The organism is Pedobacter caeni (assembly GCF_900129215.1).
Taxonomy (GTDB): domain Bacteria; phylum Bacteroidota; class Bacteroidia; order Sphingobacteriales; family Sphingobacteriaceae; genus Pedobacter; species Pedobacter caeni.
Genome location: NZ_FQUQ01000004.1, coordinates 599915 through 615920 on the forward strand (window position 1 = coordinate 599915; position 16006 = coordinate 615920).

17 protein-coding genes are annotated in these 16006 nt (G+C 41.1%); 4 read left to right on the forward strand and 13 right to left on the reverse strand.

The features are described 5' to 3' along the window. Positions 1–29 precede the first annotated feature (29 nt). The 4 genes from BUC20_RS22135 to glmM form a co-directional block, all read right to left on the reverse strand. Positions 30–2324 (reverse strand): GH92 family glycosyl hydrolase, encoded by a 2295-nt coding sequence (locus tag BUC20_RS22135; RefSeq protein ID WP_073233218.1) that lies wholly within the window; start codon positions 2322–2324, stop codon positions 30–32. Positions 2325–2630: 306 nt separating this feature from the next. Continuing rightward, a complete protein-coding gene (locus tag BUC20_RS22140; RefSeq protein WP_073233219.1) occupies positions 2631–3164 on the reverse strand; it encodes a GNAT family N-acetyltransferase in 534 nt (177 codons plus the stop codon). An 11-nt stretch (positions 3165–3175) separates the two neighbouring features. Beyond that, on the reverse strand, positions 3176–4324 hold the full coding sequence (locus tag BUC20_RS22145) for a cysteine desulfurase family protein (RefSeq protein ID WP_073233979.1): 1149 nt from the start codon (positions 4322–4324) through the stop codon (positions 3176–3178). 5 nt (positions 4325–4329) lie between these two features. After that, positions 4330–5718 (reverse strand): phosphoglucosamine mutase, encoded by a 1389-nt coding sequence (gene glmM / locus BUC20_RS22150; protein ID WP_073233983.1) that lies wholly within the window; start codon positions 5716–5718, stop codon positions 4330–4332. Between the two features lie 175 nt (positions 5719–5893). On the opposite strand from glmM, the gene BUC20_RS22155 reads away from it, so the two are divergent. From BUC20_RS22155 to BUC20_RS22165, 3 genes are read left to right on the forward strand one after another with little or no spacing between them, the layout of a single operon-like run. Then, positions 5894–6625 (forward strand): class I SAM-dependent methyltransferase, encoded by a 732-nt coding sequence (locus BUC20_RS22155; RefSeq protein ID WP_073233220.1) that lies wholly within the window; start codon positions 5894–5896, stop codon positions 6623–6625. Beyond that, a complete protein-coding gene (locus BUC20_RS22160) occupies positions 6622–7185 on the forward strand; it encodes a phosphatase PAP2 family protein (protein ID WP_073233221.1) in 564 nt (187 codons plus the stop codon). The genes BUC20_RS22155 and BUC20_RS22160 overlap by 4 nt, the downstream gene beginning before the upstream one ends. Continuing rightward, entirely contained in the window at positions 7185–7913 is a 729-nt protein-coding gene (locus BUC20_RS22165) for a ZIP family metal transporter (RefSeq protein ID WP_073233222.1), read from the forward strand. Before BUC20_RS22160 ends, BUC20_RS22165 begins: the two co-directional genes overlap by 1 nt. 8 nt (positions 7914–7921) lie before the next feature. Here the strand turns inward: BUC20_RS22165 and BUC20_RS22170 are convergent, their stop codons facing one another. The 9 genes from BUC20_RS22170 to BUC20_RS22205 form a co-directional block, all read right to left on the reverse strand. Next, positions 7922–8386, reverse strand: coding sequence for a MarR family winged helix-turn-helix transcriptional regulator (locus BUC20_RS22170; RefSeq protein WP_317042808.1), 465 nt, complete (start codon positions 8384–8386; stop codon positions 7922–7924). Next, on the reverse strand, positions 8386–8547 hold the full coding sequence (locus BUC20_RS33965; protein ID WP_159441145.1) for a C1orf53 family protein: 162 nt from the start codon (positions 8545–8547) through the stop codon (positions 8386–8388). The genes BUC20_RS22170 and BUC20_RS33965 overlap by 1 nt, the downstream gene beginning before the upstream one ends. Then, positions 8548–9489, reverse strand: coding sequence for an MBL fold metallo-hydrolase RNA specificity domain-containing protein (locus BUC20_RS22175; protein WP_073233224.1), 942 nt, complete (start codon positions 9487–9489; stop codon positions 8548–8550). Beyond that, a complete protein-coding gene (coaE, locus tag BUC20_RS22180) occupies positions 9489–10085 on the reverse strand; it encodes a dephospho-CoA kinase (RefSeq protein WP_073233225.1) in 597 nt (198 codons plus the stop codon). The genes BUC20_RS22175 and coaE overlap by 1 nt, the downstream gene beginning before the upstream one ends. Next, a complete protein-coding gene (locus BUC20_RS22185) occupies positions 10085–11032 on the reverse strand; it encodes a CdaR family protein (protein WP_073233226.1) in 948 nt (315 codons plus the stop codon). The genes coaE and BUC20_RS22185 overlap by 1 nt, the downstream gene beginning before the upstream one ends. Before the next feature lie 79 nt (positions 11033–11111). Then, positions 11112–11453, reverse strand: coding sequence for a preprotein translocase subunit YajC (gene yajC / locus BUC20_RS22190; protein WP_073233227.1), 342 nt, complete (start codon positions 11451–11453; stop codon positions 11112–11114). A 28-nt stretch (positions 11454–11481) separates the two neighbouring features. Then, the gene (locus BUC20_RS22195; RefSeq protein WP_073233228.1) at positions 11482–11946 is read right to left on the reverse strand and encodes a DUF1573 domain-containing protein; all 465 of its coding nucleotides are present in this window, start codon (positions 11944–11946) and stop codon (positions 11482–11484) included. Between the two features lie 5 nt (positions 11947–11951). Further along, complete coding sequence (gene nusB / locus BUC20_RS22200) at positions 11952–12845, reverse strand: transcription antitermination factor NusB (RefSeq protein ID WP_234994574.1); 894 nt, start codon at positions 12843–12845, stop codon at positions 11952–11954. 103 nt (positions 12846–12948) lie between these two features. After that, on the reverse strand, positions 12949–14037 hold the full coding sequence (locus BUC20_RS22205) for a Glu/Leu/Phe/Val family dehydrogenase (RefSeq protein WP_073233230.1): 1089 nt from the start codon (positions 14035–14037) through the stop codon (positions 12949–12951). A gap of 113 nt (positions 14038–14150) precedes the next feature. On the opposite strand from BUC20_RS22205, the gene BUC20_RS22210 reads away from it, so the two are divergent. Further along, the gene (locus BUC20_RS22210; protein WP_073233231.1) at positions 14151–15950 is read left to right on the forward strand and encodes an ABC transporter ATP-binding protein; all 1800 of its coding nucleotides are present in this window, start codon (positions 14151–14153) and stop codon (positions 15948–15950) included. Positions 15951–16006 lie beyond the last annotated feature (56 nt).

Sequence of the window (16006 nt, forward strand, 5' to 3'; positions counted from 1 at the left end):
TTTACAATGCCCGCTTTTTTTATGTCCCATTATTTATTCGGATCTGTAGAATAAGAATAAGGGAAATCAGTTTCCTTAGTTCCTCTTTGCTTGTTTGGTGTTGCAGACATGCTGAAATCCAATACTGCTCCTTTGTTTAGTTCTGAGTGGCTCAACCAGTTTTTAGGATAAGCGGTACCATTGTATTTAAGTCCCTGAACATACCTGTTGTCAGCACTGTTATTCGCCGCATTGATCGTCACTGTTTTTCCGTTCTCCAGGTTCAATGTTACCTTTTTAAATAAAGGTGCACCCAGTACATACTGATCTGTTGCAGGCGTTACCGGATAAAAGCCCATCGCAGAGAACACATACCAGGCAGAAGTCTGTCCGTTGTCTTCATCTCCACAATAGCCATCAGGAGTAGCTTTATACATTCTGTCCATTGTTTCCCTCACCCAATATTGTGTTTTCCATGGTGCACCTGCATAATTGTACAGATAAATCATGTGTTGGATGGGTTGATTTCCATGCGCATACTGCCCCATATTGGCAATCTGCATTTCACGAATCTCATGGATCACACTTCCATAATAGCTCTCATCATAAATCGGAGGCAAACTGAAAACAGAATCCAGCTTATTGACAAATTTATCTTTACCACCCATTAATTTCGCAAGACCGTCAATATCCTGGAAAACAGACCAGGAATAATGCCAGCTATTTCCTTCTGTGAATGCATCACCCCATTTGAAAGGATTAAAAGGAGACTGGAAAGAACCGTCTTTATTTTTACCCCTCATCAATCCACTGGAAGGATCGAACAGGTTTTTATAATTCATGCTTCTTTTCGCGTATAAATCAAGCTCTGCTTTTGGTTTCTTCAATGCTTTACCCAATTGATAAATCGCAAAGTCATCATAGGCATACTCTAACGTACGTGCCGCATTCTCATTAATTTTCACATCATAGGGTACATATCCCAATTCATTGTAATACTTCACTCCTGCCCTTCCTACAGCCTCTAACGGACCTTCATTATTGGCACCATGAATCAAAGCATCATACAAAGTATTGATGTCATATCCCCGAAGTCCTTTAATATAAGCATCAGCAACTACCGAAGCAGAGTTATTCCCCACCATCACATTGGCATATCCCGGGCTCGACCATTCCGGCAACCATCCTCCTTCTTTGTAATCATTGATCAGTCCTTCCTGCATCTCTTTATTGATGGATGGATATACCAGATTCAGGAATGGATATAAGGCCCTGAAAGTATCCCAAAAACCTGTTCCGGCAAACATATAGCCAGGCAGGATCTTCCCATTATAAGGGCTCCAGTGTACAATTTTATTGCTGGCATCCAGTTCATACAATTTATTCGGGAAGAATAATGTCCTGTAAAAGCTCGAGTAGAAAGTTTTAGTCTGATCTACGGTGCCACCTTCTACCGCCACTCTGCTCAGGGTTTTATTCCAAACCGCCTTGGCTTTGGCTTTCGTTGCATCGAAAGAATCGTTAGCCAGTTCTCTCTTTAAGTTCAGTTCAGCCTGTTCAAAGCTGATAAAGGACGAGGCCACTTTCATGGTCACCTGCTCTCCTTTTTTTGTTTTAAAGCCTACGATCGCTCCTGCATGGTCTGCTTTCAGCTCTAATTCCTCTTTCAGCAACTCTTTTCCTTTCCAGGCATTTGCCGAACTAAAGTCTTTGTCAAAATAAGCTACAAAGTAATTTTTGAAGTTCTCAGGAGTCAGCTTATGGCTATGTCTGGTGGTATAACCAATGATTTTTCTTTCTTTAGGAAAGATCCTGATATAAGAACCTTTGTCGAAAGCATCCAGCACCACAAAAGAACTGTCGGATTTCGGAAAAGTAAACCTGAACTGAGCAGCTCTTTCCGTTGGTGTAATCTCCGTGGTCACATCAGCATCGGCCAGGTAAACGCTATAGTAATAAGGTTTGGCAATTTCGGCTTTGTGAGAATACCAGCTGGCACGCTCATCCTGTTCAAATTTCTTCTTACCCGTTACCGGCATGATAGAGAATTGTCCGTAATCATTCATCCATGGAGATGGCTGATGGGTTTGCTTAAAACCACGGATTTTATCTGCATCGTAAGTATAGGCCCAGCCATCCCCCATTTTACCAGTCTGGGGAGTCCAGAAATTCATCCCCCAGGGTAAAGCAATGGTAGGATAAGTATTTCCGTTAGACATAGAAGGTTTACTGGCTGTTCCCATCAGGGGATTGATCCATTCTACCGGATCGCTCAGCTTTCCAACTGTTTGTGCAAAAGCCGAAGAACAGCCTGCAATTAATAATGCTGTAAGGTATCGTTTCATCATCTTGGTCTTGGATAAATAAAATTATAATATTTGGTTTAAAATCTTGCTTCTCATATGTTAAATCCGGACATCCGAAAAAACCAACGCTTTTCCGGTCAGTTCTTCAGTGTATAATTTATTATTAATCGCTAATTAAAATCGTTTTAGCACAACCCTAAAGTAATAGATTTTTATTAGATAACTAAATAAAAAGTATAACATTTTGGTTAAAGTACCGCAGGAGTAGTAAAACGTTTTATTTCCAGACCAGGAACCTGTCCTGAAGCAGTCATAAAGAAGATATAATGATAAATTGGAAGCTGCTTAACTGAGTGATCTCAGATAGACTTTACTTTTGATTTTTTCAACAAGTGGACTGGCCTCCTGATCCGACAATATCCTGTTGCTCATTAATAGAAAAGGAAAAGATTGTTTCGGATCAGCATAGGAAGGCTGCCGGTAAGGCAATGTTAAAATATGATAGCCCAATCTTTCATAAAAAGCGATCCTTCTGACCGCAAAAGAGTCCTCAGGATGTTCAACTTCCAGTATGATCGTTCCCGGAATCTGTTCCTTGTAATGGTTTAGCACACGCGCACCATAATTCTGCCCGCGTAATGCCGCATCAATTGCAAAATGTTCAATAAAACAGCATCCTTCGATTTCCCACCAGGTGATCAGCCCGATGTATTGCTCTGCAGCATATACCAGATCAAGGTGCATCTCTTCGGTATCCGGAACCAGCCCAAGAAGGGAAACCCAGTCCCTCCGCTCATGCGGAGGGAAGGCATCCTCATATAATGTTTTGATAAAAGTCAGCGCCGGATCGTTTACCGAGGTGATGCGTTGAAACTGCATAGAAGAATCGTTTATGCAGTAATATTTTGACTAACTACCTGTTTTACTTTATCAACTACAATATCCAGTTCTTCTTTTGTATTGTATTTACTGAAGGAGAACCTCACCGAGGGACGGTTTGGATCCGCGTTAATACCGCTCAGTACATGTGAACCGATATTTGAACCAGAAGAACAGGCACTACCACCAGAGGCAGAAATACCATTGATATCCAGGTTAAACAACAACATGTCAGACATGTCCATTGCAGGGAATGAAACATTCAATACGGTATATAAACTCTTATCCGCCTCAGTTTCTCCGTTAAAATAAACATCGGCAATTTCGGTACTCAACCTGTGTTTAAGGTAGTCTTTCAGTTCCTGAATATGCTTCTGGTGACTTTCCATTTCTGCATAGGCGATTTCCAGCGCTTTAGCCAGGCCAATAATACCGTATACATTTTCTGTTCCACCACGCATATTACGTTCCTGGGCACCACCATGAATGAACGGGCCGATTTTGATGTTATGGTTTACAAAAAGGAAACCTACCCCTTTTGGTCCGTGTAATTTATGTGCAGCGCAAACAATAAAATGTGCTTTTAATTTTCTTACATCATGTACATAATGTCCCATGGTCTGAACCGTGTCGCAATGATAAATCGCATCATATTGTTCACAGATCTCTCCTACGCGGACAATATCCGTCAGGGTTCCAAGTTCGTTATTGGCATGCATCAGGGAAACAAAACTGCGTTCGTTATCTTTCAATAACTCTTCCAGATGTGCATAATCAATATTTCCCTTTTCATCGATATTTACAAAGCTCAGCTTTTCAATTACCCCCTGCTTCAACAACATATTCAGGGTATGTTCTACAGCATGGTGTTCAATTTTCGAAGTGATGGCATGTTTAATATTGTAAGCTGCAATACCACAGCGAATCGCCGTATTATCAGCTTCTGTACCCCCAGAGGTAAAAAAGATCTCTGCAGGAGTCGCATTTAAAAGACCGGCAACTGTTTTTCTTGCTTTTTCCACCAATGTACGTACCTCTCTACCCTGAGCATGAATTGCAGATGGATTGCCGTAATAGTTAGTCATTACGTTCACCATCTCTGCGATCACCTCTGCATCAAGAGGTGTCGTTGCCGCGTTATCCAAATAGATCCTGTTCATCTGCATTAGTTCAATTTTAAAATTTCTTTAATATCTGATATGATTTTTGAAGCAAGGTTCTCCGCAACAGTCTCACTTCCGGCCTCACTGTAAATACGAATGATCGGTTCTGTATTTGACCTGCGCAAATGAACCCATTCTTTATCAAACTCAATTTTCAACCCGTCAATGGTACTGGTAGGTTGATTTTTATATTTCTCCTGAACCTTCAGCAAAAGTGCATCAATGTCCATTTCCGGAGTTAAGGTGATTTTGTTTTTAGAGATATAGTAAGCCGGGTAACTGCTTCTCAAAAGAGAAACCGATTTACCAAATTTTGCCAGGTGGGTCAGGAATAAACCGATTCCAACAAGGGCATCACGGCCATAATGAGATTCCGGATAGATGATACCACCATTTCCTTCTCCACCGATAATGGCATTGATTTCTTTCATTTTATTCACTACGTTCACCTCTCCAACCGCAGAAGCATGGTACTCCCCTCCTGCCTTTTCCGTCACATCTCTCAATGCTCTGGTAGAAGATAAGTTAGAAACGGTATTTCCCGGTGTGTTCTTAATCACGTAATCTGCTACCGCAACAAGGGTATATTCCTCTCCAAACATGCCACCATCTTCACAAACAAAGGCCAGACGATCTACATCCGGATCTACCACGATTCCTAAATCTGCATTTTTCTCTTTTACAAGTTTAGAGATTTCGGTCAGGTTTTCCGGCAATGGTTCCGGGTTGTGAGGGAAATTTCCATCAGGAGTACAGTACAATTCATAAATGGTTTTCACACCCAGGGCTTTCAATAAAGCAGGTACAAAGATACCGCCTGTAGAATTTACACAGTCAATCGCAATTTTGAAATTGGCTGCCCTGATGGCTTCCACATCTACCAGTGGCAAAGCCAGAACCGCATCAATATGTTTCTGAAGATAGGTATCATTATTGGTCACTTTACCCAGATCGTCCACATCAGCAAAGCTGAATTCCGCTTTTTCGGCCATGTCCAAAAGTTCTTTTCCATCTGCATCGCTGATGAATTCCCCTTTTTCGTTCAGTAGCTTTAAAGCATTCCATTGTTTAGGATTGTGACTGGCCGTTAAAATGATCCCGCCTCCTGCTTTTTCCAGTGGAACAGCGATTTCCACGGTTGGTGTAGTCGATAATCCAAGATCAACGACTTCAATTCCCAGGCCCTGAAGTGTTCCGATCACGAGGTGGTTCACCATTTCTCCGGAGATTCTGGCGTCACGACCGACAACAATTTTTTTAATGTTCGTTTTATTGATAATCCAGGAGCCATAAGCTGCCGTAAATTTAACGATATCAATAGGAGTCAAACCGTTACCGGCAATTCCGCCGATGGTTCCTCTTATTCCAGAGATAGATTTTATTAGTGTCAAGTTATTCGGTTTTTTTTTCAAAAATAGCAAAAAAAGAACATAATGATTGATTTTTAAGCCTTTCAATCGTAAAATTAACATCATTAAAATTGCAGGTCAAGCTTAAATAATCCTCTTTGTTGCATTTGAAAATACTATCTTTGTCTTTTTCCTAAACATCAAAAATTCTGGCTCTATGCAGCGTAAATGGTTTCAATATTGGTTCAACTCCCCCTATTACCATATTTTATATAGTCAACGTAATGACGCTGAGGCAGAATTCTTAATCGACAACCTTTCTGCGTATTTAAAACCTGCAGCAGATTCCAGGATTCTGGACATTGCCTGTGGCAGAGGCCGTCATTCCATTTACCTGAATAAAAAGGGATATGATGTTACAGGAATTGATCTTTCCGAGCAAAGTATCAAATATGCGCAACAGTTTGAACAAAAACACCTTCATTTTTTTGTTCATGACATGCGTAAACTCGCTTTCATCAATTACTTTGACATTGCGATGAACCTTTTTACCAGTTTCGGGTATTTTGAAACGGAAAAAGAACATGTCAGTGCTTTAAAATCCTTTCGCAAAGGGATTAAGCATGATGGAACACTTGTGATTGACTATTTCAATACCAATAAAATCATTAAGAACCTGACACAACAGGAAACAAAAACCGTGGAAGGCATAGAATTTCACCTGCATAAATTTGTGGCAGATGGAAAAATCATTAAACACATCAATTTTGAACACAGGAATAAAGCCTTTGCCTTTGAAGAACGTGTACAAGCCTTCCAGCTGGAAGATTTTAAAAGAATGCTGGAGAAGAGTGGCTTGCAAATCAGCGAAACTTTCGGAAGTTATGGCCTGGAGCCTTTTGACGAGATTAAGTCTGACCGTCTGATCCTAATCTGCAAAAAAGTATGATAGAAAGCCTGCAGCAATTTGACGTTGAATTGTTTCTAAAAATTCACAGAGGCCTGGCGAATCCATTTTTCGACTGGCTGCTGCCGCTAATGAGGAACCGTTATTTCTGGGCACCACTTTATCTCTTTATCATCATCTTTTGTGTAAAAGAGTATAAGAAAAAAGGCTGGTATATTGTTGGTATGTTACTATTTACCGTAGCTATGGGTGATTTAATCTCCTCCAGGGTAATTAAACCATTGGTGGCCCGTATCCGGCCTTGTAATGACCTTACTCTGGCTGATGACATCATTCACCGTGTCCCTTGTGGAAGTGGCTATAGTTTTCCTTCTGCTCATGCGACCAATCATTTTGCCATTGCTTTGTTTCTTATTTTTGTCTTTTACGACAAATGGAAACCAATTTTACCCATTGCATTGAGCTGGGCCTTTATCATTTCCTTTTCACAAATCTATGTTGGGGTACATTACCCGGTTGATACCCTGTTCGGCGCTTTACTTGGCGGCTCGATTGGTATCGCAACATCGTTTATCTACAAAAAAATACAACCACAAGTATAATGGAAGTCTGGAAGCTGTTTATGTTATTCTTTAGCGCCTTTTTAGGAGGCTCCGCCATCTTTCTGGTGAAGAGCGATAAATCGCAGTTACTGAAATTAATCCTGTCTTTTAGTGGCGCTTATCTGTTTGCCATTACGGTCCTGCATCTCATACCTGATGCTTACAGTGGTCCTGATCATGCAGAAATCGGAATCTTTATCCTGATTGGTTTTTTATTCCAGATCCTGCTGGAACAGTTCTCTGAAGGGGTAGAACATGGACATATTCATAAACACGGGGATTCTAAAGCATTCCCTTATGGCATCATGATCAGCTTATGTTTACACGCTTTTCTGGAAGGAATGCCTTTGGCAAAAGATCAGCACAATGCTTTGATCTTCGGGATTTCGTTACACCATATTCCTGCGGCTTTTGCATTGGCCAGCATCTTGTTGCAAAGTAAATTCAACCGGAACAGTGTTCTTTTTTACATTAGTATTTTTGCCATTATGGCCCCTCTGGGCTTCTATGTGAGCTACGGACTAAGTAATGGGACGATTGGCGGGGTAGAGAATTACTTCAATAAGATCATGGGAATTGTAATCGGGATTTTCCTGCACATCTCCACCACCATTTTGTTTGAATCCAGTGTAGACCACAAAGTAAGCAAGCGGAAGATGATTGCAGTACTCTGCGGTGTGGCAATCGCCCTGGTTGGTTATTTCTCTAACGGCGGGCATAGCCATTAAACCAGCTATTACCCCCTCATTTTATCCAGCAGATCGTTTAAAAGCGCAGCTTCCTCTTCGGTCAGATTTTTGGAAACCGGTGCGGAAAGGTCCAGTTCGTCGTCCATCTTTTTCAACAAAGAGAGTCCTTTATCGCTGATCAGAATATCTACTGCCCGTTTATCGTTTGGATTTACCTTTTTGGCTACGAGTTCCTTCTGAACCAGGCGCTCCGTAATTCTGGAAGCATCACACATCTTATCCAGCATCCGTTCTTTCAGCAGATTGATGGTAGAAGGCGCAGGATATTGCCCTCTCAGGATCCTCAGGATATTGAACTGCTGCGGCGTGATTTCATAGGGCTGAATCACCTGCCTGAAATGTTCATTACACCAGCTATAGGTAAACACTACATTTACGATGGCCTGCTGGTAAATGTTTTCAAATTTTGACGTTTTTGTTTCTTTCTGCAACTGCATCTCCAATCTTTTCATTAAGTATCGTTCTCTTCATTTGGTTTGGTCTTCTTTTTACCAAATCCCCAGGGGCAATGTTTGCATTTATTCTTGCAACAATACCCTCTTTTCAGGTGATAAGCCGCTGTAAAAACCATTAGCCCATCTTCATTAAGATAATAGTCTACCCCTTCTTCCATTTAAGTAAGCAATTTAACTACCAAACTTTTTTCATAATGGTTTTTCAGTTGTACCCCATCCCCATGATTTGTCCAGACCTGGGTAGGCTTCACCTGCCCTATCGTGTACAGGATATCCTCCCAATCGGCATGATCAGAAACATACAACTGAATTTCGTTGTTGTTCTGCAGGTGCTTCCAGCCTGTGGCAAAGACCCTGATCACATTGATGGCCCTGAAATAACTCCTGAACACCATTGGCGGAACCAGATAAACCATATGGGTATGGTTATTCTTCATTACCTTCCGGTCGTACATCTCATATTTACCCATATCTATTCCCTTTTGCTCATAGATCTTCACAAAAGGCATCATGCTATGGTGTACCAATATCCGCTTTTCCGGACAATATTTATTCATCAGACTGATCAGCCGCTGACATTTTCCCAGGGCATAGGCTCCCAGCATGATATTACTCTGAGTACTGTTAAGTTTCAGGATTTCTTCCTCTGCTGCGGGATGTCTGGTATTTGGATCCGCAAAAGTAGTCTCGGTGATCAATACATCTGCGGTTACATATTCAATAGGCTCACAGGTATCATCAGGCTGAAGTTTATAATCTCCGGTGTACAGATACCTGATTCCCTCATATTCCATCAGGATCATGGCAGAGCCCAGAATATGTCCTGCAGGAATAAAGCTGATCTTCACCCCATTTAAGACAAAAGTTTCTTCGTATGCTTTAAGGTGGAATTCTCCGCCGGCAAATTTCTTATAACGGTGTTTCATAAACAGCGCCGTTGCTTCCGTACAATAGACATTCAGGTTCCCACCGATGGCATGATCTCCATGTGCATGGGAAATCACCGCGTATTTCACTATTTCCTTTGGATCCAGATAAAAATCACCATATCTACAAAACAAACCCGTTTTTGTAGCAACTATAAAATCATCCAATATCATTAAGGAAGTATATTTAAAAACTGATGGTGAAGTTCCATCACTTGTATAATTAAAGAATCTGTTTCATTATTACGGACCAGCATATCCGCCATTTTAGCCTTTTCCTCGTCGGAGAGCTGTTTATCCATCCGGGCTTTAACTTGTTCAGCTGTTACCCCATCCCGTTGCATTACGCGCTGTAATTTCAATTCCAGTGGCGCAACAACCAGTACATTGCGGTCGCACATCTGATAAGAGCCACTTTCAAAAAGTAAAGCTGCCTCTTTGAGCACATAAGGAACCGTTGAAGGAATATCCTTTACCCAATGTTCAAATGCCCGGAATACTGCCGGGTGAACCAATGCATTTAACTTAGCCAGTTCATCGGCCTGATTAAAAACAATACCTGCAATGTGTTTATTATTTAATACCCCATCAGCAGTATAGCTCTCTGCACCGAAGGTATCTTTAACTCCCTGTACCAGGATCGGATCACTCACCATGATCTGTTTCGCTACCGTATCCGCATAAAATACCGGAATGCCCAGGGTTTCAAAAACCTTACACACGGTGGTCTTCCCACTCCCTATACCTCCTGTTATTCCTATTTTTAACATTATTTTTCTATGATAAAATCAATTTTTGCAGGTTGTGCCTGCACCAGCTTACAATAATCCGGGAAGCGGATCAGCTTCACCGTTAGCTCATTATGCTGAAATACTTTCCACTCATTCATGTCCACTACCGCCTCTATAAATTCTTCATTCACCTGAGCATATTTAGAAAGGGCAACCAATAGCGTAATCTTTACCTTTTTTGGGTAAAGTTTAACATTGTAATATTCTTTGTTATTGATCACCTTAACCGGAACTTCAATGATTTTTTCCGTGAACTCATCTACAGGCAGTTTCACCTCCACACTTGTCGGGAAAATATTCACGTTTTTCATCTTGTTCTGTGTCATCGCTACCCTTGCCACGGTTGTCGCCTGTATTTTCTCTATTTTCAGGGTATCGGTGTTCCATTCGTTGATGTTCCTGATGTCATTTTCAGGGCCGGAGATGGTCACATAACTTGGCGTAATCTGTACCTCATTGGAAACTCCATACTGTGGGACATAGCTCAGGTTAGACACCAGGTTTACCGGCACCCGCTTTACCCTTCTTTCAGAAAAATCAAAGTAAAGCGTATCAGGTTTTACAGAAATGATCTTTTGAGAAGTTTCCAGTTGGCGGTTTACATTAAACAGCTGCTCGGAAAAGAGCACAAAGTTCCTGTTGTTCAGTTTCTCCAGACTGATAGAAATAGACTGTGGTTTCACCCTCAAACGGGCAAAGAGCAATTGCCAGCCTGTTCCTTCCACCTGCAGATCTACGGTATCTGATTGTAAAGGATGGAAAGCTTTTTTCTGGGGGAAATTCCTGTAGTCCAGCACCGTCTTGGCAGTATAGACATATTTGTTGTTCAAAGCCATGAACAGCCAAGCACCAACTGCCATGAACAGGCAGGTGACCAGCACCAGAAAACGCTTTCGCTCTACTTTTGTGAGTTTGATGATTGGCATGGCGGTAAAGTAAACAAATATACTGAAATGCAAAAGCCGCACCAAACAAGGATGCGGCTTTTACTTATAGCAGAGAAAACTACGCTTTCGGAGCGTCAGTTTTTGCAAGGTCAACTTTAGGAGCTGCAGCTTTCGTTGCATCTAAAGAGATTGCAGTTTTATCAAAACGGATTTTAGTACCGCCTTCTACTTCGATTAAAAACGTAGTATCGTTCATATCAACGATTCTTCCATGAATTCCGGCAGTAGTAACGATTTTATCACCTTTTTTCAAGTCTTCAACCAGTTTTTTATGGTCTTTTGCTTTTTTAACCTGTGGTCTGATCATAAAGAAATAAAATACGACCATGATTAAAACCATTGGGACCAGGGTACCTAGCATACCGCTGCCACCTGCTTGTAAGATTACTGTTGATATCATATTGTTGTTTATAAGATTTTTGTATTGCCTATTTTGCTTCTTTGATCTCTCCGGTCAGGTGTAATTCTGCAATCGCCGGATTGGCATTGGAAGTCACTGTGATGACTTTATCCTGCATACCGAATTTACCCGTGCTGTCAAATACAACTTTGATCTCACCGGTAGCACCCGGCTGAATCGGCTCTTTTGGAGGTTCAGGAATGGTACAGCCACAAGTAGCAGTCGCATTGCTGATGATCAGCGGGCTTTTACCCGTATTTTTAAATTTATAACTGTAATGAACTTTCTCTCCCGGTGCTATTTTACCAAAGTTATAGACTCCGCTATCGAAAGTCATTACTGCAGCATCTGCTGCCGCAACAGGTGATGTTGTAGCTTCAGTTGTTGCTGTTGTACCCGTAGAAGCTGTGCTTGCTGAAGGTGTTTTTGCTGTGTTTTGCTGGCATGATGCAAATGTCATCGCTGCAATTGCCAATAACAAGATTTGTTTCATAATCGTTATTCTTCTATAAGTCCTCGACCGATTTTATGGATGCTATCTGTCCTTTTCAGGTCACCTAAAATTTTGTCCAAGATACCGTTAATAAATGAATTACTTTTCGGAGTACTGTAATCTTTTGATAGATCAAGGTATTCGTTAATAGTTACCTTAACTGGTATTGAAGGGAAGTTCAGGAGTTCACAGATCGCCATTTTCATCAAAATAGTGTCCATTAATGCAATCCTTTCCGACTCCCAGTTTTTTGTACGTTCTGCGATCAGGTCCTGATATTCTTTGTTGTTTTTCAAAGTATATACAAACAGGTCTTCCACAAACTTGCTGTCTTCTTCCCAGTCCTGACTAATTGGGGTCAGCTTATTTTTACGTGGATCTTCGGAGGTAAAATTCTTCAAAGTCTTGGCCACCATTCCCTGCATCACTTCTTTATCTACAGACCAGTTGATAAATTTATCCTCAAAAGCCTGGATAATGTTGTGGCTTTTCAAAATAATCTTTCTGAAAATGTATTTAATAATGGTTTTGGATTCCTCCAGACTGTTGTCCTCATCGCTAAGGTAAGCCAGGTATTCAGGAGTAGTTTTCAAGGTATTGAAAATACCTTTTACAAATTCCGGGTCAGATAACCAGTTGATCTGGTATTTGTTGACCATGTCAATAAAAGCAGGATTCTCTTTCAGAGTTACTGCAAATTTATTGTGAAGCAGTTTCATGTTTGGATTGAGATCCTCTGCGGTAGGCAAATGTTTATTTGACCTCTCAGTAGCGTCTGTACTGGTGTATTCTGTGACCTCAACAAGGAGCGAAAGCATCCAGATGTACATTTCGTACACGCTGTCAATACTCTGCATTAATGCTTTCTTTGAAGAAGCTAAATCTCTCTTGTCTGTCATTTGCCATGCAAAAATATTTTGCAAAGCTTTAATTCTTAAGTGCCTTCTGTTTAACATGAATGTAAGAACGAGTGGTAAATTACCGGTTTATTAAAATTGTTTATTAGAATGATGATTTTATTTTTTTGATGTCGATGATTCTTTGTTCAGCAATGCGGTTCGCGGCCCATATCGTTGGGATGTTGTCTTTTTTGGACATTTTAATGACGTCACGCGTGGCATTGTAAATGTTCTCTGTTAACTGGATCGTGCGTTTTTTACCAAAACCGGTCAACTCAGAATAGCAACTGATTAATCCACCTGCATTGATCAGATAATCCGGAGCAAATAGGATGCCTTTTTCCAAAAGCAATTTACCGTGGATCTGTTCATCTGCCAGCTGATTGTTTGCAGAACCTGCAATAATCGCAAACTTCATTTTAGGAATGGTCTTATCATTTACGGTTGCACCTAAGGCACATGGTGCATAAATATCCGCATCAATTCCAAAGATTTTATCCGCTGCGATGGGTTTCGCCTTATACGTACGTGCAACATGTTGCAGGCGTTCTTCATTGATGTCACTGATGTATACTTCTACATTTTCAGCTCTCAACAGCTCTACCAGGTGCTCCCCTACATTTCCAATCCCTTGTACTACTACTGAGCGCCCTGCCAGCATATCTGTTCCGAAGACTTCTTTCACACAGGCTTTAATGCCCAGAAAAACACCCTTAGCTGTATGTGGTGCCGGGTTACCTGCGCCACCTAAAGATTCAGGAACCCCGGTTACATGACCTGTTTCCATACGGATATACTCCATATCTTTTGTTGTCGTACCCAGGTCTTCAGCAGTGATGAACTCTCCGTTCAGGTTTTTAATGAACCTGCCATAGCTGCGCATCATGGCTTCTGATTTCCCTTTTCTGGAATCCCCGATAATTACCGCTTTACCACCACCGATATTCAGGCCTGTGATTGCTGCTTTATAGGTCATTCCTCTCGATAATCTGAGTACATCTTCCAGTGCTTCAGCTTCTGTAACGTAATTCCACATGCGTGTTCCGCCTAAAGCCGGACCAAGCGTGGTATCATGAATGGCTATAATTGCTTTCAAGCCAGTATCGGGGTCATTGCAAAAAACGACCTTTTTATGCCCTGCGGCACTTAATTGGTCTAAAACTGAATTCACAAGAGAACTATTATCAGGCATATAATTTTGTTTATCAGATATGTCGCAAAACTAGCATAAAAAAAACATTATTTACACTGTTTTAACCAAAGTCTTAAAAAAAATTACCTTCATTTGGCTAACTTTACCAACTCATGAAACACCTTAGATTCTTAAACAAATACTTCTATAAATATAAATGGTGGATTATTCCGGGGGTATTTTTTGTAATTATCTCCAATATCTTTGGTGTAATCCCCGCTCAGGTCATTGGGCACGCCTTTAATTTAATTACGGAAAATATACAGATCTATGGTTTGTTCGAAGGTTTTGAACGCCGCAGCATCATCTATGATATCTTTAGTACCAGTTTATTTTATTTTGGTTTACTGGTCCTCGCCCTATATTTAATGAGGGGTCTTTTCCTGTTTTTCATGCGGCAAACCATTATTCTCATGTCCAGGCATATAGAATATGACATGAAGAATGAAATCTATGCCCATTATCAGGAACTGAGCCTCGGCTTTTACCGCAGGAACAATACCGGTGATTTAATGAACCGTGCTACAGAAGATGTAAACAGGGTGCGGATGTATGTAGGTCCGGCAATCATGTATACCATAAATACCGCTGTGCTCTTTGTACTCGTGATCTATGCCATGTTTTCGGTAAACAGTACCCTCGCGATTTTTTCCCTGCTCCCACTCCCGGTATTGGTGGTGATCATTTATTTTGTGAATACCCTCATCAATCAAAAGAGTGAGCAAATCCAGGAACGGCTTTCCAGATTGAGTAGTTTTGTTCAGGAAAGATTTTCAGGAATCCGGGTCATCAAATCCTATGTAAGGGAAGACCATACCAAAGAAGTATTTGCAGCAGAGAGCCAGGGTTACAAGGACAATGCGATGGGACTGGTTAAAGTACAGGCTTTATTTTATCCGACCATGTTATTACTGGTTGGGCTGAGCACCATCTTAACCGTTTATATCGGCGGGAAACAGGTGATCGAAGGATCGATCAGTGCCGGAAATATTGCAGAGTTTATTGTATATGTCAATCAGCTCACCTTTCCCGTATCGATGCTGGGTTGGGTAACGACATTGATCCAAAGGGCTTCGGCATCTCAGAAAAGGATCAACGAATTCCTTCAGCTCCAACCCGACATCCTTTCCGGAAGCAGCGCTATTGCTCCCGTAAATGGAAACATCAAATTTGAAAATGTAAGTTTCACCTATCCTGATACCGGAATCCAGGCAATAAAGGACATCAGTTTTGAGATTGAACAGGGACAGTTTGTGGCCATCATCGGTCGGACCGGCTCAGGAAAGTCGACCCTGGCCAATCTGATGATGCGCATGTATGATGTAGATCAGGGAGAAATAAAGATGGATGGTGCCCCGATAGAAACACTGAACCTGCAACATTACCGCAGTCAGTTTGGCTTTGTACCACAGGAAGTCTTTTTATTCTCAGATACCATCAAAAACAACATTGCCTTTGGACTGGATCAGGTAAATGAGGAAGAAGTGATTGAAGCGGCAAAAAATGCAGCAGTCTATCAAAATATTATCAATTTCGACCTTAAGTTTGAAACCATGCTTGGCGAAAGAGGGATTACCCTGTCGGGCGGACAAAAGCAACGTGTATCCATTGCCCGTGCGTTAATTAAAGAACCTAAGGTATTGATCTTTGACGATTGTCTTTCTGCGGTAGATACCCGTACAGAAGAGGAAATTCTGAACAATCTTGGAAAAGTAATGAAGGGAAAAACAAGTATTCTTATCGCACACCGGATATCTACCATAAAAAACGCAAATAAAATCCTTGTTTTAGATGATGGAAGGATTATTGAGCAGGGAACTCACAGCGATTTGCTTCAATTAGGAGGTGCTTATTCAGAAATGTATCAAAATCAATTGCTGGAAGAAGAAACTTCTGACAATTCTACCTCCTGACAATTTTCTATTTTGAAGTTTAATAATTATTGCTTTATATTTACCCGAACCAAAAC